This window comes from Salmonella sp. 32082101201600294FB01SM01 (genome assembly GCF_017572865.1).
Classification (GTDB): Bacteria; Pseudomonadota; Gammaproteobacteria; order Enterobacterales; family Enterobacteriaceae; genus Salmonella; species Salmonella enterica.
In genome coordinates this window covers 413,762-435,254 of sequence record NZ_JAGESB010000002.1, presented here as the reverse complement: position 1 = coordinate 435,254, position 21,493 = coordinate 413,762, and the positions used below count along the sequence as shown (strand labels likewise).

Genomic DNA, 21,493 nt, shown 5'->3' with positions numbered 1-21,493 from the left:
GTCTCTGGACGGGAGGTCCACAAGTGGTTCGACAATGGATTGCTGGCGCAGCGCTGTTTGCCCTGATTTCAGGCTATAGTTGGGCAGAGGTTGCTCAACCCTCCGATAACATCTTAAAAGAACAGTTTAGTAAGCAGTACCACGGCATACTTAAACTGGATTCCATTACCTTAAAAAATCTTGATTCGAGGGGCAATCAGGCCACCTGGTCTGCCGAAGGGGATATTTCTTCCCGTGAAGATATCTATACCGGCGTTGGTATGGCGGCGGATTATTATTTTGTTGAAAAAACCTGGACCAAAGATCGTCCCGTTAAATTTTCTGCCATGTTGACCAGCAAAGGGACGCCAGCCTCTGGCTGGACGGTGAGCTATTACTCATTACAAATGGCAGCCAGCGATCAGGGCCGGGCTATTGACGACATTAAAACGAATGATAAATACCTGATCGTCAACAGTGATGACTTTAACTATCGGTTTGGCAACATTGAAGCCTCCTGGCGTGCGCAGAAAGCGTCGATCCCCGGTCTTGAAAAACAACTCTCTGCCCTGGATAAGAAAATAGCGGTAGCTAAAAAAGAAGCGGACGCATATTGGGGAAAAGGCGCTGATGGGAAACCGTTGACCCGCGCCGAGGCGTTTAAAAAGACGTTAAAAGAGCGCGATGATTATGTAAAAGCCAACGATAGCAGCGTATATGCCGAGAAATACGAAAAAGAGGTCTATCAACCGGTATTAGACGCGTGCCGTAAGCAGAGTGAGCCGTGCAATGAAGCGGCTATTCAGCAGAAAAGAGATTTAGACATACACGAGCAACGGCGGCAGGTATTTTTGAAATCAGAAGAGCTGCGTCGAAAAGCGCAGAATGACTGGATAACGTTAGAGAAAGGACAATATCCGCTGAATATAGCGGTACAGAAACTTCAGATGCAACAGAGTGATATCCGCATGAAAATCATGGATATTAATGACGGTTACGAGCGCTGGAAAAAAGATACGGACGATTTGCGTCGTAAAGGGGTTATTAAATAATGCGCTTGCCGGCGGCGCATTAACCGCCACAGGTCGGTAAGCGTCGCGCCATCAGGTATTTTACCCGCTGGCGCGACAGGCTTATCCTTGTTATTCCGCGAGAAACAACTCAAGAAGAGAGTTTAAAAACAGTTTACCGTGCCGGGTAATCTGCCAGTATTGCTCGCATTCGGTCAGGTAGCCCTGGGCAATAGCCTCGTCGATTGGCTGACGAATAACCGCTTCCGTAAGCCCGGTATAGGCGACAAATTCGGCGCGAGGCGCGCGCTCCAGCAACCGAAAACGATTCATAAAGAACTCAAAGGGTTTATCGTCATCACTCACGTCACGCTGGCTTTCCAGGTAACGTCCCTGCATATAACCGCGTGGGTGACGGGTTTTGGTGGTGCGCAGGATCCTGCCGCCCGGGAAGGTGACTTTACCGTGGGCGCCGCAGCCAATCCCCAGATAGTCGCCAAAGCGCCAGTAGTTCAGATTATGCTGGCACTGATAACCGGGTTTGGCATAGGCCGACGTTTCGTATTGCTGATAGCCCGCGGCGGTTAATAACTGGTGGCCCTGCTCAAAGATATCCCACAGAGCGTCATCGTCCGGTAAAACCGGCGGACGCGAACCGAACAGAGTGTTGGGTTCAATCGTCAATTGATACCATGAGAGATGCGGCGGATTAAGCGCAATCGCCTGTCGCAAATCATTCAGCGCCTCTTCCAGCGTTTGGTCCGGCAATCCATGCATCAAGTCGAGGTTAAAGCTGCGTAGCCCAAGCCCATTTGCCAGTCTTGCTGCCCGCATCGCCTCTTGTGGACCGTGAATACGGCCAAGACGTTTCAGCTTAGGCTCACTAAAGCTCTGCACGCCAATGGAGATCCGGTTTACGCCGGCGCGCTGATAGTCGATGAAGCGGTCGGCTTCGACCGTGCCGGGGTTCGCTTCCATGGTAATTTCCGCATCCGCCGCCAGATTCAGGCGCGCACGCACGCCGTCCAGCAGCGTTTGCATCGCCGGCCCGGAAAGCAGGCTTGGCGTACCGCCGCCAATAAAAATGGTCTTTACTTCACGCCCTTGCGCCCAGGCGACGTCGGCATCCAGATCGCTTAACAGATGCTGGACGTAGTCGTCATGCGGCACCTCGCCCTTCAACGCATGGGAATTGAAGTCGCAATATGGACATTTTTGTACACACCAGGGAATATGAATATAAAGACTGAGCGGCGGTAGTTTAGCCATTGCGTAACGCATCCAGCAGTAGCTTGAGCGCTTGTCCACGGTGGGAAATCGCGCTTTTTTCTTCACGGGTCAGTTCTGCGGCGGTTTTGCCTTCAGACGGTACGAAGAAAATGGGATCATAGCCAAATCCGCCATTTCCGGCCGCCTGGCGAGTAATAACGCCAGGCCAGCTACCGTGACAGACTATCGGTGTGGGATCTTCGGCATGACGCAAATAAACCAGTACACAATGGAATCGCGCCTGGCGTTTGTCGTCCGGAACATCCCGTAGAGTATGCAGCAGTTTTTCCAGGTTTTGCTGATCTGTCGCGTTTTCGCCAGAATAGCGCGCGGAATAGATACCCGGCGCGCCGCCTAAAACGTCAACGGCCAGACCGGAGTCATCGGCAATGGCGGGCAGACCGGTCATTTTAGCGGCATGGCGCGCTTTGAGAATCGCGTTTTCAATAAACGTCAGGCCGGTTTCTTCCGCGGAATCGACGCCCAGTTCCGTTTGCGCTACCACATCAAGCCCAAAATCGCTTAACAGCGACGCGAGCTCGCGCACTTTACCGGCGTTACCGGTTGCGAGAACAACTTTTTGCATGGGATACCTACTCAGTTAACGCCGCAATTTCCGGCGGGATCTGTTGCGGGTGAATAATTTTTACCTGTTTGTGACGGCCCAGCTCGCCTTTTTCGATGACGATCTGACTTTTCGCCACGCGAAACTGTTTACCGAGAAACTTGATCAGATGGCTGTTTGCCTGACCGTCAACCGGCGGGGCGGTAATGGCGACTTTCACCTCGTCGCCATGTAAGCCCACAATACTGTCGCGGCTGGCTTTCGGCTGAATATAAAGCCGTAACACCAGACCGTCTTCGCAGCGAGTCACAGCACTCATAGCGCCATCCACAGCCCCGGCAGCAACATGTTGCCTGTCGCTTGTAAGACTTCAGCGATCCCCATATTAACGACATACAGCAGCAGCACCAGAACCATCGGCGAGAAGTCGATGCCGCCCATTGCAGGCAGTATACGGCGAATCGGGCTGAGCAGCGGCTCGGCAAGCTGAATCAATACATATTCAATCGGGCTACGACCCTGGCTCACCCAGCTCATGATAGCCATGACCAGCAGCACCCAGAAGATCAGCAGGCCGATTGTTTTAAGCAAGATAAGCACCGCGGCAATCCAGATAATCGCCTGAAACGTAATGACCTTAAACAGCACTATCGCCTTAATAACGCTAAGAATAAACGCCACCAGCAGGGAAGCGCTGTCAATCGGCCCCATTGGCGGGATAATACGACGCAGCGGTCCGATGATGGGCTGCGTAATTTTCACCACGAACTGGGAGAAAGGGTTGTAAAAGTCACAGCGGGCCCACTGCATCCACACGCGCAATAATAGCACCATGGTATACAGCTCAATTACCGTTGAGAGCAGGAAGGTCAACGTATTCATGGCGTTCCTCAGTTTTCCTTAATTTTTTGTGTAATCACGAGCACCAAAGATAGCGGTGCCGATGCGCACCATTGTGCTACCTGCCGCAATCGCGGCTTCCATATCGTCGCTCATACCCAGAGATAAGGTATCAACGTCAGGGTAGCGCGCTTTCAGCCCGGCAAATGCTACAGCCATTTGACGTGCGACTTCAAACTGCCTTACATAATCTGACTCTGGCGCCGGGATCGCCATCAGTCCGCGAAGCCTCAGACGCGGCAGTGTAGCCACCGCAGCGGCCAGCTCATCCAGTTCCGCCAGCGGAATGCCTGATTTGCTGTTTTCATCGCTGATATTAATTTGGATCAGAACATTTAGCGCTGGCAGATTATCCGGACGCTGTTCGCTCAGGCGCGAGGCGATACGCAGGCGATCGATGGTATGACACCAGTCAAAATGCTCGGCCACCAGCCGACTTTTGTTGGACTGTAAAGGGCCAATAAAGTGCCAGTGCAGGCCTTCCACTTTCGCTTCCTGAAAGTGGCGGATTTTTTCCACCCCCTCTTGTACATAATTTTCACCAAATGCCCGTTGTCCGGCGGCAATGGCTTCTGCGATGTCGCTCGCAGGTTTGGTTTTACTCACTGCAAGCAACGTAACTTCTTCTGAAGAGCGGCCGCAACGCGTCGCCGCGGCGGAGATTTTGTCCCGGATGTATGCCAGGTTATGCGCGATATCGTTCATTTTCCGAGGATGTTTATATGAATATGGAAGAAATTGTGACGCTTAGTGTAAAGCATAACGTCTCGGATCTACACCTGTGTAACGCCTGGCCTGCGCGATGGCGCAAACAAGGACGCATGGAGAACGCGCCTTTTACCGCGCCTGATGTCGACAGGCTTCTGCTTGATTGGCTTAATGATGCGCAACAATATCAGTGGCGAACGCACGGCCAGCTTGATTTCGCCGTCTCGCTGTCTGGCACGCGGCGCCTGCGCGCCAGTGCGTTCACACATCAACAGGGAACGTCGCTGGCGCTACGGCTATTGCCCGAGCGTTGTCCTGATCTGGCGGAAATCCAGACGCCGCCGATAGTACCCGCACTGCTTGCCAGCGAGAACGGACTGATTCTGGTCACTGGCGCTACTGGCTGCGGGAAGTCCACCACGCTGGCGGCGATGGTGGGATATCTTAATCAACATGCCGATAAACATATCCTGACGCTGGAAGATCCTATTGAATACCGTTACACCAGCAAGCGTTGCCTGATACAGCAGCGGGAAATCGGCCAGCATTGCGCCACTTTTGCCGCCGGGCTGCGCGCGGCGTTACGTGAAGATCCCGATGTCATTTTACTGGGAGAGCTGCGTGACAGCGAGACCATTCGCCTGGCGCTGACGGCGGCGGAAACGGGGCATCTGGTACTGGCAACCCTGCATACTCGCGGTGCGGCGCAGGCGGTGGAAAGATTAGTGGATAGTTTTCCGGCGCAGGAAAAAGAACCGATACGCAGTCAACTGGCGGGTAGTCTGCGCGCCGTACTATCACAAAAACTGGAGGTCGACAGACAGGATGGGCGCGTGGCGTTGTTTGAATTACTGATTAATACGCCAGCCACAGGGAATTTGATCCGTGAAGGCAAACTCCATCAGTTGGCCCACGTGATACAAACCGGGCAGCAGCAGGGGATGATGACATTCGCCCAGAGCGCGCAATGGCGTCAGGCGCAGGGACGGCTGTAGCGAAGATGGCGGCGTAGGGGGGGAGGAAAGTGTTGACTGGCGCGGTGGATTGAACGGTATACAGGCTTGTATCCTGGCGAACCGGCGTTAAAATCGCAGCTTTGTTAAAACCACAGCGAAGCCATTTAACGATGTCATCACAACCGAATCAAAGCCTGATAGATGGCATTCGCTGTCTGCAATATCTGGTTTCCAGCGACCGTGCTATCGGATGTCGCGAGCTTGCCCGGCTGATGGATATTAATACCACGCGCGTTAATCGCCTGTTAATGACGATGGCCTCTATTGGACTCACGATGCAGGATGAGCACCGACGCTATTTACCCGGGCCAGGCATTCATGCTTTGGCAGCGCAGGCGATTCGTGGTTCAGCGCTGTTCTCCCATGCGTTGCCTATCCTTGAACGCCATGCGCCCAAAGACATCGTGGTGGCATTAGGCGTGCTATGGGAAGACCAGATTATCTATATTTATCACTCTACGCCGGGTTCGCAGGGAAGTCAGGCGCTGGCGGGGTTTCGCATGTGCCCGGCCTGGCAGTCGGTAACAGGAGTGGCGTTACTGGCGGCAGAAAGCGATGAGGCGCTAATGCAGCGTTTTACTCCGGAGCAGTGGCGTAATCTGGCGCCGCATGTGGCGCAGCAGCGCCAGCGGGGATACGTGCTGTGGCATCACGCTGATGGTGAAGTTTCTATGGCGCAACCGCTAGGCAAGCACGCCGCAGCGCTGGCCTTTGCGGGAATGTGGCGGATTGATGAGGCGGAGGCGGTTGCGCGTTTACAGGCGTTGAAGGCATTAAACCAGCGTATTGCCCAGCAAGCCTGGCAACCGTGACCGCGTTATCCGCCTGCTGACAAAAACGGCTTTAATACCCCTGTTCAAAATAGCTTTCGAGGATAATCACGGCGGAGGCCGAGTCCACTTTGCCTTTGTTCAGCGCGCGATACCCACCTCGTTCAAACAGACCGGAGCGTGCTTCAACGGTGCTGAGTCGTTCATCGTGCAGCGTGACAGTTACCCCGAAACGCCCATGAATACGGTTGGCGAATTTACGGGCGCGCGCCGTCAGCGGCTGTTCAGTGCCATCCATATTGAGCGGTAGCCCGACAATAATTTCGTCCGGCTGCCACTCTTTCAGCAAACGTTCAATGAGCGTCCAGTCGGGCGTGCCGTCCTGTGCTTTGATTGCCGGAAGCGGACGGGCGGTGCCGGTAATGCGTTGTCCTATTGCAACGCCGATGCTTTTTGTGCCGAAGTCAAAGGCCAGTAAGGTGCCGCTCATCAGGCGTGCCCCGCAACGCCAGGCATGGTCAGAATATCAATGCCAATAAGTTTTGCCGCTTCGCGCCAGCGCTCGGCAATGGGCGTTTTGAACAAAATATTGAGATCGGCGGGCGCGGTAAGCCAGGCGTTATCAAGCAACTCTTGTTCAAGCTGGCCTTTATCCCAGGAGGCGTAGCCCAGCGCGACCAGTACATCGGAAGGCTGTTGTTGGGTACCTAACGTTTCCAGCACATCGCGGGAGGTGGTAATCACGGTATTGTCTGAGATACGAATGCTGGAGGCGAAACGTGACGGCGGAGTATGGAGAATAAATCCGCGATCTTCCGCCAGCGGGCCGCCGAGCATCACGGCTTTATCAAGACGAATTGACGAATCGCGCGGTTCCGGCGTAATTTTTAGTTTTTCCAGAATCCCTTCAATTTGCAGATTTTCCAAAGGCTTATTAACAATAATCCCCATAGCGCCGTCCTGGTTGTGCTCGCAAATATACACCACGGAACGGCGGAAAATCGGGTCCTGGAGCGCAGGCATGGCAATAAGAAAGTGATGCTGTAAATTCATTGTCAGAGGTTCTGTTTCCTGGTTCAAAAAAACGACAGCGTTCAGTATGTGGGGAAAGCGGACGGTTGTCACTCATATAAGCCGTCTTTTGCCAAAGGACGGCTGCCTTATCGGGCAATAGATTGCCGGATGGCGATGCTGATGCGCCGCCTTATCCGACCGGGGCGGCGTGATTGCTCAGGCCCGGTAAGCGCACGCCACCGGGCAATAAACCTTTACTTCGCCAGACGCGCTTCGATGGCGTCCATCAACATCCCGGTGATAGAGATCGGATATTCCGCTTCAATTTCACGCACGCAGGTTGGGCTGGTCACGTTAATTTCCGTTAAGCGGTCGCCGATAATATCCAGACCGACGAAAATAAGCCCTTTGGCTTTAAGCGTCGGCCCAACGCGGCGGGCGATTTCCCAGTCGCTTTCGCTCAACGGACGGGGTTCGCCGCGACCACCAGCCGCCAGGTTGCCGCGGGTTTCGCCGCCCTGCGGAATACGCGCCAGGCAGTAAGGCACCGGCTCGCCGTCGACGACCAGGACGCGCTTATCGCCATCTTTGATAGCGGGCAAATAGTTCTGCGCCATGCAGTAGCGGTTGCCCAGCTCGGTCAGCGTTTCGGCAATAACGCCTATGTTAGGATCGCCTTCCTTAACGCGGAAAATGGACGCGCCGCCCATACCGTCCAGCGGTTTCATAATGATATCGCCGTGCTTTTCCCAAAACGCTTTGAGCTGCGCTTTATTGCGCGTTACCAGCGTTTCCGGCGTCAGATCGGCAAACCAGGCGGTATACAGTTTTTCATTACAGTCGCGCAGGCTTTGCGGTTTGTTGACGATAAGCGTCCCTTCTTCTTCAGCGCGTTCCAGAATATAGGTCGCATAAATAAACTCGGTATCAAACGGCGGATCTTTGCGCATCAAAATGACGTCCAGATCGGCGAGTTTAATCTCCTGCTCGCTGCCGAACTCGTACCATTTATCGTAATTTTGCTCCACGCTCAACGTTCGCGTGCGGGCGCGGGCTTCGCCGTTAATCAGATAAAGGTCGGCCATCTCCATATAATGAAGTTCATAACCACGACGTTGGGCTTCCAGCAGCATAGCGAAACTGGTGTCTTTCTTGATGTTGATGTGTGCGATGGGGTCCATCACGATGCCGAGCTTGATCATTATTTTCTCCGTTAACGCTTCATCCTAAGTCGCCAAAACGCACCTGTAGCGCGGTAATGGCGGTGAGCGCGGTTGTCTCAGTACGCAGAACGCGAGGTCCTAACAGAATATCAGTAAACTGATAGCGCGCGGTCATCGCGATTTCGTCCGCCGACAGCCCGCCTTCCGGGCCGATCAGCAGTCGGACGCGTTCAACCGGCAGCGGCAGAGTGTTGATGCTGGCATGGGCGCGCGGATGAAGATTGAGCTTCAGCCCGGAATCTTGCTCGGCGCACCAGGCCTCCAGCGCCATCGGCGGGCGAATTTCCGGCACCCGGTTACGCCCGCATTGTTCGCAGGCGGCGATGGCGATCTTTTGCCACTGCTGGCGCTTTTTGTTCAGACGTTCATTATCCAGTTTAACGCCGCAGCGCTCAGAGAACAGTGGCGTAATGAGGCTTACACCCAGTTCGATCGATTTCTGGATAGTAAATTCCATTTTTTCACCGCGCGACATCACCTGGCCCAGATGGATATGCAGCGGCGATTCACGATCGTCGATTTCGCCTTTCATCACTTGCACTTCAACGCTTTTCTTACTGGCGCTAATGATTTCAGCATCGAATACCTGATTACTGCCGTCAAACAGCTGTAACGCTTGTCCCGGTCCCATGCGCAGTACACGACCAATATGGTTGGCCGCATCTTCGCATAACGAAATCTGCGTACCGGACGTCAACAATTCAGGGTGATAAATGCGGGGAATACGCATAATAAAAAAATCCGCGTCATGGCCCCGGCGTTTGGCTATCCAGGGCATGGGTTAACAAGAATCCCGCTAGTGTAGGTTAGCTCTTTCGCGCCTGGCAAGCGCGTTGCACATAGGGATTATGATTACCCTGGACCTTCGCGATACGCGCATCGCGCTCGCACTCCCAGGCGGTAACGGGGTACTGCTTATCCCAGACGTTAAAAAGCTGCGTTTGTTGGCGGGAAAGTTTCAGTTGGTATTGGTCGCGCATATAAAAATAAGTGCGGGCGATTGCGCCACGGGCGCGGGCGGGCGGCTCGGCGATTTTCGCTTTAAAATCCACTTTCATGGCGCATTGCCCGTACTGGCCTTCGCCGCCGTTCCACTGGCTATACATAAAGTTGCCGCGATCGCCATTCACTTCGCCAATGGCGGGCTGCAGGTTATGCATATCGCTTTCCATTTTGCGGTAGACCGGATCTTTAGCGCAGTTTTTTCGCCCGCCGTCCTGCCAGCACTGGCGCTGATGACCGAATTGCCAGGCGGGGACAACGTGCTCCCACTCAATGCGTCTGGCGCGATTCTCGTTTTTACGCACCTTATAGCCGCAGGACTCCAGGTCTACGACGCCTTTTTTACCCTGCCAGCGGATTTGGCACCCGCAGTAAAAGCTGCCGGGCGCGTCGGCATTGACTTTGACGCTCGCCGCTTTGGCCTGAGAAAAATTGTTAATGCCATCGGCCAATGCCTGGCCTGAAAACGCTGCGGCCAGCAACGCAGCGGCAAAAGAAAAATTACGGTACATTGCACACTCCATAGCAAAACGAGCCCGCAACGTAACGAAAGTTGTGTCTGTATGCAATCAGTCCGCTCAGGAAAGTTCCCGGACGTTTCGGGAACTACCCGGCGACCAGTGGTTCGCCGCAGTGAACGCAACGATAAACCGCTTCGCCGCGTACTACCCGATTATGACGGCGGACGGTGAGTTGATGTTGCTGGCATTGGCAATGGTAGGGAAAGGTATTGCGCCGTACGGATTGCAGAGCAAATTGATGAGTACGTCTGGCCGGAACGCCCAGCACGCTTTCCATCATCCACTTCCATTCCTTGCCATGCGGAGCCTTGCGTCCGAAGTGCTTCCACACCAACAGATGCGCCAGTTCATGCGGCACGACCTCTGCAATAAAGGTGTCGATGTTTTCCAGCAGTAACACCGGGTTGAGGCGGATTTCGTAGCTCTCCAGCCAGGCGGTGCCCGCCGAGGTGCCGCGTTGCGTATACACCAGTTTCGGCTCCGGATAATGTCTATCGAGCTTGAGGTTCGCCTGGGCGAGATTTTCCCGCAGACGACGCATCACGGCCTGCTGGATAGCGATAGGGAGACGAGGGGCTTTCATAGCGGCAGAGAATAGTGCGACGGAAGAGGGACTGCAAGAAAAACGCTTCCTCCTGTGGCAGGAGGAAGCGTGGAGGGATTAGTCGTGGGCGCCGATTTCGCGCAGTTTACGACCTTTCATCAGGTTACGTTCAATGTGTTCCAGCGAAACGTGTTTGGTTTCCGGCACCAGCCACAGGGTCAGCAGGATAAACAGCACGTTCAGGCCAGCGTAGACCCAGAAGGTGTTGGCGTTACCCAGATTGTTCAGCATGGTCAGGAACGTTGCGCCGACGATCATATTGGCGATCCAGTTGGTCGCGGTGGAGCAGGTGATGCCGAAATCGCGGCCTTTCAGCGGTTGGATTTCGGAGCACAGTACCCAAATCAGCGGACCAGCGCTCATCGCAAATCCAATGATGAACATCAGCAGCATAGCGATAGCGAAGTATTGCGCAGACGGCGAATGGATGCCGATGTGCATCATCGTACCCAGAATCCCCATACCAATCGCCATGACCAGGAAGCCCAGCGTCAGGGTAGGTTTGCGACCCCAGCGGTCAACCAGGCCGATAGCGATGAAGGTTGCCAGGACGTTAGTCAGACCAACAATAACGGTGCCCCACATCTGCTCCGTGGTATTTGTGTACCCCGCCAGCTCGAAGATTTTCGGCGCGTAATACATGATGACGTTCATCCCGGTAAATTGCTGCATTACCTGCAACAAAATGCCAAGAAACACGGCGCGGCGGAAGTTGCTGTTCTCTTTGAACAGCGCCCAACCGCTCTGTTTAACCTGCAAACTTTCGCGAATTTCATCAAGCTCACGTTTTGCTTCCGCACTGGTGTCACGCAGGCGCAACAGGACGCGTTCAGCATCATGGAAGCGGCGTTTCGCCGCAAACCAGCGCGGGCTGTCCGGCAGGAAGAAGACGCCGATCAGCAGCAGAATGGCTGGGATGATGATCACGCCGAGCATCCAGCGCCATGCGCCGCTGTAGCTGAACGCGGTATCGGACAGATAAGCGCCCAGAATCCCGATGGTGATCATGAGTTGGTACATTGAGATCATACTGCCGCGAATTTTTTCCGGCGCGATCTCGGACAGGTACAACGGTGCGGTGTAGGAAGCGACGCCGACGGCCAGACCCAGCAGCACGCGAGAAATAATCAGGACTTCAACGTTAGGCGCCGCAGCGGAGAACAGCGAACCGGCGACGAACAGGATAGCGCCGATCATCAGGCTTTTTTTACGACCCAGCTTAAAGGAGAGCCAGCCGCTGCCGACAGCGCCGACGGCCGCGCCAAACATCATGGAGCTGACCACCCATTCCTGAGTGTGTGCGGTAATCTGAAACTCGTCGGTAATGAAGGGTAAAGCACCGGCGATAACGCCGATATCCAGGCCAAAAAGTAATCCTGCCAGGGCTGCAAGAAAGCAGACAAAAAATGTCATGGCCTTGTTGGAACGCCCTTGTTTTTTATTGTCAGGCATTATGCCCTCCGGTTGGGTTAGCAATTTTATCGATGTTAAGAGTAGGTGAGTACGCCGTAAAAAGATGTGAGGCTAATCACAATGGTGTAATCGTTTACACTACTATTTATCTCGGTGATTATTTAATTATCTGAAAAATAATAGTTTTAATAATCTTATAACCATATCAATCGCCTGGTATTCAGACAAAGTTGAAAAATTATGTAATATTTTCATCGCAGAATTAGCATACCGATAGTGATGCGGTCAGTTCTTAATGAAAATGAATGTAACCGCTTTCATGATGACTGAAACTGAATGATAAAAAGTGTAGTCGAAGAAACGAAAGGGGAGAGTGGATTGTGCTGCGCATCACAAAAAGGTCAGTATAAATACACGCTGGAACATCTGATAACGTTGCGTGTATCAGCAATGATAAAGGCCAGCAGGGCGCTGGCCTTGATAAGTACGGTATGGTTTACCTGACTGAAAAACAGCGTCAGGCGCGGGCGATTATTTCAGACCGGCAGCATCGCGCAGCAGTTGCGCTTTGTCGGTTTTTTCCCATGGGAAGTTTTCGCGACCGAAGTGGCCGTAAGCCGCAGTTTCTTTGTAGATCGGGTGCAGCAGATCCAGCATCTGAATCAAGCCGTACGGGCGCAGGTCGAAGAATTCGCGCACCAGCAGAATCAACTGTTCAGCAGGCACTTTTTCAGTACCGAACGTTTCCACCATGATGGACGTCGGCTCCGCTACGCCGATAGCGTAGGAGACCTGGATTTCACAGCGATCCGCCAGACCTGCCGCCACGATGTTTTTCGCGACATAACGCGCAGCGTAAGCTGCAGAACGGTCAACTTTAGACGGATCTTTACCGGAGAAGGCGCCGCCGCCGTGACGCGCCATACCGCCGTAGGTATCAACGATGATCTTACGACCGGTCAGACCACAATCGCCCATCGGGCCGCCGATAACAAAACGCCCGGTTGGGTTGATAAAAAACTTAGTGGACGTATTTAACCATTCAGACGGCAGAATGGGTTTGATGATCTCTTCCATCACCGCTTCTTGCAGCGATTTTTGGTCGATATCTTCTGCGTGCTGCGTAGAGAGAACCACGGCGTCGATACCGACGATTTTGCCGTCGTCATACTGGAAAGTGACCTGGCTTTTTGCATCCGGACGCAACCATGGCAGGGTGCCATTTTTACGCACTTCAGCCTGACGCTGTACCAGACGGTGCGCGTAGGTGATTGGCGCAGGCATCAGTACGTCGGTCTCATTTGTCGCGTAGCCAAACATCAGGCCCTGGTCGCCCGCGCCTTGTTCCAGCGGGTCTGCGCGGTCAACGCCCTGGTTGATATCCGGAGACTGTTTGCCAATTGCGCTCAGTACCGCGCAAGAGTTGGCGTCAAAGCCCATGTCGGAATGCACATAGCCAATTTCGCGCACCGTATTACGGGTGATCTCTTCGATATCGACCCAGGCGCTGGTGGTGATCTCACCGCCAACTAAAACCATGCCGGTTTTAACGTAGGTTTCACAGGCGACGCGTGCTTTCGGATCCTGTTGCAGGATAGCATCCAACACGGCATCAGAGATTTGGTCTGCGATTTTGTCAGGATGCCCTTCTGATACGGACTCAGACGTAAAAAGGTGTTTTGCCATATTTAATTTCACCTAAGGAGAATTTAGTTAGCTCAAACTGTTGTGCGGAATAGTCATGACAGAAGATTCTACCATGAGTCTGAAGGTCACTGACACTGGCAGTCTGAGTGTTAATCAGTATGGATGGATTAACATCTGGACGGCTATTTTAGGTCACTTCTTCGCCCAATTTCCAGCTTTTTTTGAAGGCCGTCGCAATGTCGGTCAAAATCAGGCGGTAAACGTTTCTGATAATGCTGACATTATGCGCATTTATGCTTTGCTTTTTTTCTGCGTTCTGGGTATAAAACGCGACGCGCGGCTCATACAAAAGCACACGACGTTTTCTTCGTGTCGCCACTTCCAGCCGGGTTAAAACGTTGCTTTGGCTTGTGGGTTCGTCTTACGAGGCGGCCGTGGAGGTGATACGAGATAATGAACCGTTGTATTCTGCTGAATTTGTCGCATCGTTCTGGTGCGCGCATGTCCCCCGCAATCTGCATCTCTGCTTTGCATACCTGCCGATGTTATACCCATCTCGGCGCTTCTCAGGATTCCAGAGCCGGCATGGCGCTGAAGACTGAACAAGGGCGCTCTTGTTAACGCAAGAGTTTTCTCGTGGTTTCGCCGAACCGTTATCTGTGAGTTCGGTTACGTGTTTACAATGATATGAAAAAGAAACCGGTCGCGCAGGCGGAGCATCAGCGCTATCTGCTGGAAAATCCGCTTGTCTATGGGTTGTTATCGCGTCTTCGGATTGCGATAGTGGTCAACTGTTTTACACTTGCTAATAAAAATTGAGGTTCGCTATGTCTGACGACATGTCTATGGGTTCGCCTTCGTCAGCAGGCGAACAGGGTGTACTACGCTCCATGCAGGAGGTTGCAATGAGCTCCCAGGAAGCCAGCAAGATGCTGCGCACTTACAATATTGCCTGGTGGGGCAATAACTACTACGACGTCAACGAGCTGGGCCATATTAGCGTATGCCCCGATCCCGACGTACCGGAAGCGCGTGTCGATCTTGCCAAACTGGTGAAAGCGCGCGAAGCGCAAGGCCAGCGTCTGCCGGCGCTGTTCTGCTTCCCGCAGATCCTGCAACACCGTTTGCGTTCAATTAACGCGGCGTTTAAGCGTGCGCGTGAATCTTACGGTTATAACGGCGACTACTTCCTCGTTTATCCGATTAAGGTCAATCAGCATCGCCGCGTGATCGAGTCCCTTATCCATTCCGGTGAACCGTTGGGGCTGGAAGCGGGGTCGAAAGCGGAATTGATGGCGGTGCTGGCGCATGCCGGCATGACCCGTAGCGTGATCGTCTGTAATGGTTATAAAGACCGTGAATACATTCGGCTGGCGCTGATTGGCGAGAAGATGGGCCATAAGGTTTATCTGGTCATCGAAAAGATGTCTGAAATCGCGATTGTGCTGGAAGAAGCCGAGCGCCTGAACGTGGTTCCTCGTCTGGGCGTGCGTGCGCGTCTGGCCTCTCAGGGATCCGGTAAGTGGCAATCCTCCGGTGGCGAAAAATCAAAATTCGGCCTGGCGGCGACGCAGGTGCTGCAACTGGTGGAGACCCTGCGTGACGCCGGGCGCCTGGACAGTCTGCAACTGTTGCACTTCCACCTGGGATCGCAGATGGCGAACATTCGCGATATCGCGACCGGCGTGCGCGAGTCCGCGCGTTTCTATGTTGAGCTGCATAAGCTGGGCGTTAATATTCAGTGCTTCGACGTGGGCGGCGGTCTGGGCGTGGATTATGAAGGTACCCGCTCGCAGTCCGACTGTTCGGTGAACTATGGCCTGAACGAATATGCCAATAACATCATCTGGGCGATTGGCGATGCCTGCGAAGAGCATGGTTTACCGCATCCGACGGTGATTACCGAGTCTGGCCGCGCCGTCACTGCGCACCATACGGTACTGGTCTCTAACATTATCGGCGTGGAGCGTAACGAATACACGGATCCGACTGCCCCTGCTGAAGATGCGCCGCGCGCGCTACAAAATCTGTGGGAAACCTGGCAGGAGATGCATAAGCCCGGCACTCGCCGCTCGCTGCGTGAATGGCTGCATGATAGCCAAATGGATCTGCACGATATTCATATCGGCTACTCTTCCGGCGCGTTTAGTTTGCAGGAGCGCGCCTGGGCGGAACAACTTTATCTCAGCATGTGCCATGAAGTGCAGAAGCAACTGGACCCGCAAAACCGTGCGCATCGTCCGATTATCGACGAACTGCAAGAGCGAATGGCGGACAAAATGTACGTCAACTTCTCGCTGTTCCAGTCAATGCCGGACGCGTGGGGAATCGATCAGCTCTTCCCGGTGCTGCCGCTGGAAGGGTTAGATCAGGTACCGGAACGTCGTGCCGTGCTGCTGGATATAACCTGTGATTCCGATGGCGCTATTGACCACTATATCGATGGCGACGGTATCGCCACGACGATGCCGATGCCGGAATACGATCCAGAGAATCCGCCGATGCTCGGCTTCTTTATGGTCGGCGCCTATCAGGAGATCCTCGGTAACATGCACAACCTGTTTGGCGATACTGAAGCGGTTGACGTGTTTGTCTTCCCGGATGGTAGCGTCGAGGTTGAGCTGTCGGACGAAGGCGATACCGTTGCGGATATGCTGCAATATGTGCAACTGGATCCGAAAACGCTGTTAACGCATTTCCGCGACCAGGTAAAACAGACGGATCTGGACGATGCGTTGCAGCAGCAGTTCCTTGAGGAATTTGAAGCGGGACTGTACGGTTATACTTATCTTGAAGATGAGTAGCCGTTGATGCCCGGTGGCGCTGCGCTTACCGGGCCTACGAATGCAGGCTGGATAAGGTAAAGCCGCCACCCGGCAGAATGCTATACTCACTTGAACCCGTATGAATTAACGGCGATAATTCGCCGCAATAGCGATTTACAAATCAATCCCTTCCTCGTCGGGTTTAACGACGCGGAGGGGATTTTTTTTCATCTGTTTTAATGCAACGACTCTAAAAGAGGTCAGGACATGAGCACCTTAGGTCATCAGTACGATAACTCACTGGTTTCTAATGCGTTTGGTTTTTTACGTCTGCCAATGAACTTCCAGCCGTATGACAGCGATGCCGACTGGGTGATCACTGGCGTACCGTTTGATATGGCAACGTCCGGTCGCGCTGGCGGCCGTCATGGCCCGGCGGCGATCCGTCAGGTGTCGACCAACCTCGCCTGGGAACATCACCGTTTTCCGTGGAATTTTGACATGCGCGAGCGCCTGAACGTCGTGGACTGCGGCGATTTGGTGTATGCGTTTGGCGATGCCCGTGAAATGAGCGAAAAATTACAGGCGCACGCTGAAAAACTGCTGTCTGCAGGCAAGCGTATGCTCTCTTTCGGCGGCGACCACTTCGTCACGCTGCCGCTGCTGCGCGCCCACGCGAAACATTTTGGCAAAATGGCGCTGGTACATTTTGACGCGCATACCGATACCTACGCTAACGGCTGCGAATTCGATCACGGCACGATGTTCTACACCGCGCCGAAAGAAGGCCTGATCGATCCGCATCATTCGGTACAGATCGGTATTCGCACTGAGTTTGACAAAGACAATGGCTTTACCGTGCTGGATGCCTGCCAGGTCAACGATCGCGGCGTGGATGATATTCTCGCTCAGGTGAAACAGATCGTCGGCGATATGCCGGTCTATCTGACCTTTGATATCGACTGTTTGGACCCGGCGTTTGCGCCTGGCACCGGTACGCCGGTGATCGGTGGTTTGACCTCCGATCGCGCCATTAAGCTGGTACGCGGTCTGAAAGATCTGAACATTGTCGGTATGGATGTAGTGGAAGTCGCGCCGGCTTACGATCAGTCAGAGATCACCGCTCTGGCGGCCGCGACGCTGGCATTAGAAATGCTCTATATCCAGGCGGCGAAGAAGGGCGAGTAAGTTGTTTTGCCGGATGGCGCTGCGCTTATCCGGCCTACAGCTGATTGATGCTTGTAGGCCAGATAAGGCGTTCACGCCGCCATCCGGCACTGTTCGGGGGTTATTTGATCCCGTCCGCGCTCATACGATCGCGCACATGCTGTGCGCGTGCGGCGGACGCCGGGTGATCGTCGAACATTGAGCTTTGACGACCCGCTTCCAGTTTTGCCAGTTTCTCAAAGCTGGTAGCGAGTCCTGCCGGACTGATACCGCGTTTGCGCAACAGATCGTAAGAATAATCATCCGCTTCGGACTCCTGACGCTGAGAGAACTGCGAGTTCACCAGTTTTTCGCCAAGATCGCCAAGCTGTGATTGCGACAGGCTGCCGACAACTCCTCCTGCCGATGCCGCCGCGACGCGCACGGCGTTAGTGCCCAGCGCGACCTGCATCCCTTTCTTTACATGACCCAGCGCGACATGGCCCATTTCATGGCCGATCACGGCTTCAACTTCGTTGTCGGTCATCATATCCATCAGTCCGCTGTAGACGCGGATACAACCGTTCGCCATGGCAAACGCGTTGACGTCTTTCGTCTCGTAAACCTTATAGTTCACCGGCTGGCCGTTAATGTTATCCCCCAGCGCGGCGGCAATTTTTGTCAGTCGTTTAGCGTATTCGCTGCTCGCCGGCGCGATTTTCGCTTTGCTGTCGAGCTCTTGACAGGATTGATCGCTCAGCGCTTTTACCTGCGCATCGCTTAACGTATAGGCCTGAAAAGCTTCAGCGCCCGAAGAAAGCAGTCCATTAGAGTCCATATTCTGGCAACCGGTCAGCACCGTCGCCATGCCCAAAGCAAGCAGTAAAGCGCGAATTTTCATTTTTCTCTTCCATACGAATTAATATTATTTTGAAATGCGCCCGTTGCAGATGAATTAGCGCCTGGGTTAAGTATAAAGAAAAGCATGGCAGGCAAGTTAGCTAATTGCGCAACATACGAGCACGATCCGGAGATTTCTGAAGCGGTAAAAGGATGTTCCATGTACATGACGCGCGGCTTGGGGTAAATTGTTGGCAAATTTTCCGGCGTAGCCCAAAACGCGCTGTCGTCAAGTCGTTACGGGCATGGCCTTTCAACATCCGATCTGGAGTCAAAATGTCCTCACGTAAAGAGCTTGCCAATGCTATTCGTGCGCTGAGCATGGACGCAGTACAGAAAGCCAAATCCGGTCACCCGGGTGCCCCGATGGGTATGGCTGACATTGCCGAAGTCCTGTGGCGTGATTTCCTGAACCACAACCCGACCAACCCGTCCTGGGCCGACCGCGACCGCTTTGTGCTGTCCAATGGCCACGGCTCAATGCTGATTTACAGTCTGCTGCACCTTACCGGCTATGACCTGCCGATGTCCGAACTGCAGAATTTCCGTCAGCTACATTCAAAAACCCCTGGTCATCCGGAAGTGGGCTACACCGCTGGTGTTGAAACCACTACTGGCCCGCTGGGTCAGGGTATTGCCAACGCCGTCGGGATGGCGATTGCCGAGAAAACTCTGGCGGCGCAGTTTAACCGTCCTGGCCACGACATCGTTGACCACTTCACCTACGTCTTTATGGGCGACGGCTGCATGATGGAAGGCATTTCTCACGAAGTGTGCTCTCTGGCTGGTACTCTGAAACTGGGCAAACTGATCGCGTTCTATGATGACAACGGTATCTCTATCGATGGTCACGTTGAAGGCTGGTTCACCGATGATACCGCGAAACGTTTTGAAGCCTACGGTTGGCACGTTATCCGTGGCATTGACGGCCACGATGCCGACGCCATTAAACGCGCCACGGAAGAAGCTCGCGCCGTGACTGACAAACCGTCCCTGCTGATGTGCAAAACCATCATCGGTTTCGGTTCGCCGAACAAACAGGGTACCCACGATTCCCACGGCGCGCCGCTGGGCGACGCGGAAATCGCGCTGACCCGCGAACAGTTGGGCTGGAAATACGCGCCGTTCGAAATCCCGTCTGAAATCTACGCCCAGTGGGATGCGAAAGAAGCCGGCCAGGCGAAAGAATCCGCATGGAACGAGAAATTCGCGGCTTATGAGAAAGCCTTCCCGCAGGAAGCTGCTGAATTCACCCGTCGTATGAAAGGCGACATGCCGGCTGACTTCGATGCGAAAGCGAATGAATTCATCGCTAAACTGCAGGCTAACCCGGCGAAAATCGCCAGCCGCAAAGCGTCCCAGAATGCCATCGAAGCCTTCGGTCCGCTGTTGCCGGAATTCCTCGGCGGCTCTGCAGACCTGGCACCGTCTAACCTGACCCTGTGGTCCGGTTCTAAGGCTATCAACGAAGACGCGGCGGGTAACTACATTCACTACGGTGTGCGCGAATTCGGTATGACCGCTATCGCCAACGGTATCGCCCTGCACGGCGGTTTCCTGCCGTACACCTCCACCTTCCTGATGTTCGTCGAATATGCCCGTAACGCAGTGCGTATGGCAGCGTTGATGAAACAGCGTCAGGTGATGGTGTACACCCACGACTCCATCGGTCTGGGCGAAGATGGCCCGACGCACCAGCCGGTCGAGCAGGTGGCAAGCCTGCGCGTAACGCCGAACATGTCCACATGGCGTCCGTGCGACCAGGTGGAATCCGCGGTGGCGTGGAAATATGGCGTAGAGCGCCAGGATGGCCCAACCGCGCTGATCCTCTCCCGTCAGAACCTGGCGCAGCAGGAACGTACTGAAGAGCAACTGGCGAATATCGCCCGCGGTGGTTACGTACTGAAAGATTGTGCGGGCCAGCCGCAGATTATCTTCATTGCGACCGGTTCAGAAGTTGAGCTGGCGGTTGCCGCTTACGAAAAACTGACTGCCGAAGGCGTGAAGGCGCGCGTGGTTTCCATGCCGTCCACCGACGCGTTCGACAAACAGGATGCGGCTTACCGTGAATCCGTGCTGCCGAAGGCGGTCTCTGCGCGTGTGGCGATTGAAGCGGGTATCGCTGACTACTGGTTCAAATACGTCGGCCTGAACGGCGCTATTGTCGGGATGACCACCTTCGGTGAATCCGCCCCGGCAGAGCTGCTGTTTGAAGAGTTTGGCTTCACGGTGGACAACGTGATCGCCAAAGCGAAAGCGCTGCTGTAATCCTTAATACGGCATGAAACGGGTCGCTTCGGCGACCCATTTTTTTAGATACATTTATTTTATCGCTAACAAGGCTTTATTTGTGATTTTTATCACAATTTTGATATTTTATTATTTATTGAATTTGCAATTAACATCACAAAATGAAGCTTGCTTTTTATTTTTATAATTATAACAAGTTGTTTTATAGATAAATTATAATCATGTCATTTTAAGCGCTCGCTTTTTCGCCTGGATTGATTTCATTTTGCCGCCCGCGTATTTTATTTTTAACGACAAGTTGTACCCTAAAAATAAAATAAGGATAGTTTATGCGGTTAATAGATTATTTTCCTGAAGCATCTATTACAATAAGGCCATTGGCACAAAATTGGCAGGAAGCTGTTGATTTTTCCATGTCATCTCTTTTGGCTAATCGTTATATAAATGAAAATTATATTCAGGCTATCAAAGATTCAACAATCAGTAATGGTCCTTACTATATTCTGGCACCTGGGGTCGCGATGCCTCATGCTCGCCCCGAATGCGGCGCGTTAAAAACCGGGATGTCATTAACATTGCTCAGGCAGGATGTGCAGTTTACCGACGAGGATGACGGCATAAAATTATTAATCGGCCTGTCAGCAGCAGATTCAGATTCACATATTGGCGCTATCCAGGCGTTAAGCGAACTATTATGTGAAGAGGATGTTTTAGCGGCGTTATTAGCTGCGAAATCAGAAAAAGAGCTGGCGGATATTATAGCTCGCGCATAATTATTCTCTCCTTTACAG

At 53.4% G+C, this 21,493-nt stretch carries 24 protein-coding genes; 10 read left to right on the top strand and 14 right to left on the bottom strand.

Annotated elements, in window-relative coordinates:
* The first annotated feature begins 23 nt into the window (after positions 1-23).
* Positions 24-1,031: a DUF1202 domain-containing protein gene (locus J4645_RS11865; protein ID WP_208208976.1), complete on the top strand. Its 1,008-nt coding sequence runs from the start codon at positions 24-26 to the stop codon at positions 1,029-1,031.
* A gap of 90 nt (positions 1,032-1,121) precedes the next feature.
* Here the strand turns inward: J4645_RS11865 and hemW are convergent, their stop codons facing one another.
* Genes hemW through J4645_RS11840 form a run of 5 tightly spaced genes read right to left on the bottom strand, consistent with a single transcriptional unit; the run spans position 1,122 to position 4,428 of the window.
* The gene (hemW, locus tag J4645_RS11860) at positions 1,122-2,258 is read right to left on the bottom strand and encodes a radical SAM family heme chaperone HemW (protein ID WP_023214414.1); all 1,137 of its coding nucleotides are present in this window, start codon (positions 2,256-2,258) and stop codon (positions 1,122-1,124) included.
* Entirely contained in the window at positions 2,251-2,844 is a 594-nt protein-coding gene (locus J4645_RS11855; protein WP_001174769.1) for an XTP/dITP diphosphatase, read from the bottom strand. The genes hemW and J4645_RS11855 overlap by 8 nt, the downstream gene beginning before the upstream one ends.
* A gap of 7 nt (positions 2,845-2,851) precedes the next feature.
* Positions 2,852-3,142, bottom strand: a complete 291-nt coding sequence (gene yggU / locus J4645_RS11850; RefSeq protein ID WP_001277203.1) for a DUF167 family protein YggU — start codon at positions 3,140-3,142, stop codon at positions 2,852-2,854.
* Positions 3,139-3,705 (bottom strand): YggT family protein, encoded by a 567-nt coding sequence (locus J4645_RS11845; protein WP_001094848.1) that lies wholly within the window; start codon positions 3,703-3,705, stop codon positions 3,139-3,141. Before J4645_RS11845 ends, yggU begins: the two co-directional genes overlap by 4 nt.
* Before the next feature lie 18 nt (positions 3,706-3,723).
* Positions 3,724-4,428: a YggS family pyridoxal phosphate-dependent enzyme gene (locus J4645_RS11840; RefSeq protein ID WP_000997812.1), complete on the bottom strand. Its 705-nt coding sequence runs from the start codon at positions 4,426-4,428 to the stop codon at positions 3,724-3,726.
* Between the two features lie 17 nt (positions 4,429-4,445).
* Between J4645_RS11840 and J4645_RS11835 the strand changes: the two genes are divergently transcribed.
* Together J4645_RS11835 and J4645_RS11830 are read left to right on the top strand one after the other, a co-directional pair.
* On the top strand, positions 4,446-5,426 hold the full coding sequence (locus J4645_RS11835; RefSeq protein WP_001055645.1) for a type IV pilus twitching motility protein PilT: 981 nt from the start codon (positions 4,446-4,448) through the stop codon (positions 5,424-5,426).
* A 131-nt stretch (positions 5,427-5,557) separates the two neighbouring features.
* The gene (locus J4645_RS11830; protein WP_023214413.1) at positions 5,558-6,259 is read left to right on the top strand and encodes an IclR family transcriptional regulator; all 702 of its coding nucleotides are present in this window, start codon (positions 5,558-5,560) and stop codon (positions 6,257-6,259) included.
* Between the two features lie 31 nt (positions 6,260-6,290).
* Here the strand turns inward: J4645_RS11830 and ruvX are convergent, their stop codons facing one another.
* From ruvX to metK, 8 genes are all read right to left on the bottom strand, one after another.
* Positions 6,291-6,707 carry a Holliday junction resolvase RuvX gene (ruvX, locus tag J4645_RS11825; RefSeq protein ID WP_000017096.1) on the bottom strand — a complete coding sequence of 139 codons (417 nt, stop codon included), beginning with the start codon at positions 6,705-6,707 and terminating at the stop codon, positions 6,291-6,293.
* On the bottom strand, positions 6,707-7,270 hold the full coding sequence (locus tag J4645_RS11820; RefSeq protein WP_001053173.1) for a YqgE/AlgH family protein: 564 nt from the start codon (positions 7,268-7,270) through the stop codon (positions 6,707-6,709). Before J4645_RS11820 ends, ruvX begins: the two co-directional genes overlap by 1 nt.
* Before the next feature lie 215 nt (positions 7,271-7,485).
* Positions 7,486-8,433 carry a glutathione synthase gene (gshB, locus tag J4645_RS11815; protein WP_000593248.1) on the bottom strand — a complete coding sequence of 316 codons (948 nt, stop codon included), beginning with the start codon at positions 8,431-8,433 and terminating at the stop codon, positions 7,486-7,488.
* 19 nt (positions 8,434-8,452) lie between these two features.
* A complete protein-coding gene (rsmE, locus tag J4645_RS11810; protein WP_001222488.1) occupies positions 8,453-9,184 on the bottom strand; it encodes a 16S rRNA (uracil(1498)-N(3))-methyltransferase in 732 nt (243 codons plus the stop codon).
* Positions 9,185-9,260: 76 nt separating this feature from the next.
* A complete protein-coding gene (gene endA, locus J4645_RS11805) occupies positions 9,261-9,968 on the bottom strand; it encodes a deoxyribonuclease I (RefSeq protein ID WP_000286123.1) in 708 nt (235 codons plus the stop codon).
* Positions 9,969-10,062: 94 nt separating this feature from the next.
* Entirely contained in the window at positions 10,063-10,560 is a 498-nt protein-coding gene (locus J4645_RS11800; RefSeq protein ID WP_023214412.1) for a SprT family zinc-dependent metalloprotease, read from the bottom strand.
* A 78-nt stretch (positions 10,561-10,638) separates the two neighbouring features.
* A complete protein-coding gene (gene galP, locus J4645_RS11795) occupies positions 10,639-12,033 on the bottom strand; it encodes a galactose/proton symporter (RefSeq protein WP_001113171.1) in 1,395 nt (464 codons plus the stop codon).
* A 492-nt stretch (positions 12,034-12,525) separates the two neighbouring features.
* Positions 12,526-13,680 (bottom strand): methionine adenosyltransferase, encoded by a 1,155-nt coding sequence (gene metK, locus J4645_RS11790; RefSeq protein WP_001062140.1) that lies wholly within the window; start codon positions 13,678-13,680, stop codon positions 12,526-12,528.
* A 55-nt stretch (positions 13,681-13,735) separates the two neighbouring features.
* Between metK and J4645_RS11785 the strand changes: the two genes are divergently transcribed.
* From J4645_RS11785 to speB, 5 genes are all read left to right on the top strand, one after another.
* Complete coding sequence (locus J4645_RS11785; protein ID WP_001543499.1) at positions 13,736-14,035, top strand: hypothetical protein; 300 nt, start codon at positions 13,736-13,738, stop codon at positions 14,033-14,035.
* Between the two features lie 59 nt (positions 14,036-14,094).
* Positions 14,095-14,262, top strand: coding sequence for a hypothetical protein (locus J4645_RS22345; protein WP_269467147.1), 168 nt, complete (start codon positions 14,095-14,097; stop codon positions 14,260-14,262).
* A 66-nt stretch (positions 14,263-14,328) separates the two neighbouring features.
* Positions 14,329-14,460 (top strand): acid stress response protein YqgB, encoded by a 132-nt coding sequence (gene yqgB / locus J4645_RS11775; protein ID WP_000729109.1) that lies wholly within the window; start codon positions 14,329-14,331, stop codon positions 14,458-14,460.
* 8 nt (positions 14,461-14,468) lie between these two features.
* The gene (gene speA, locus J4645_RS11770) at positions 14,469-16,445 is read left to right on the top strand and encodes a biosynthetic arginine decarboxylase (protein WP_001278580.1); all 1,977 of its coding nucleotides are present in this window, start codon (positions 14,469-14,471) and stop codon (positions 16,443-16,445) included.
* Positions 16,446-16,673: 228 nt separating this feature from the next.
* A complete protein-coding gene (speB, locus tag J4645_RS11765; protein ID WP_000105550.1) occupies positions 16,674-17,594 on the top strand; it encodes an agmatinase in 921 nt (306 codons plus the stop codon).
* A gap of 100 nt (positions 17,595-17,694) precedes the next feature.
* Here speB and J4645_RS11760 read toward each other — a convergent pair whose 3' ends face one another.
* Positions 17,695-18,453, bottom strand: a complete 759-nt coding sequence (locus J4645_RS11760; protein ID WP_000701825.1) for a M48 family metallopeptidase — start codon at positions 18,451-18,453, stop codon at positions 17,695-17,697.
* A gap of 275 nt (positions 18,454-18,728) precedes the next feature.
* Between J4645_RS11760 and tkt the strand changes: the two genes are divergently transcribed.
* Together tkt and cmtB are read left to right on the top strand one after the other, a co-directional pair.
* The gene (gene tkt / locus J4645_RS11755; protein WP_000098648.1) at positions 18,729-20,720 is read left to right on the top strand and encodes a transketolase; all 1,992 of its coding nucleotides are present in this window, start codon (positions 18,729-18,731) and stop codon (positions 20,718-20,720) included.
* A 311-nt stretch (positions 20,721-21,031) separates the two neighbouring features.
* Positions 21,032-21,475 carry a PTS mannitol transporter subunit IIA gene (gene cmtB / locus J4645_RS11750; protein WP_001518319.1) on the top strand — a complete coding sequence of 148 codons (444 nt, stop codon included), beginning with the start codon at positions 21,032-21,034 and terminating at the stop codon, positions 21,473-21,475.
* Positions 21,476-21,493: the final 18 nt, after the last annotated feature.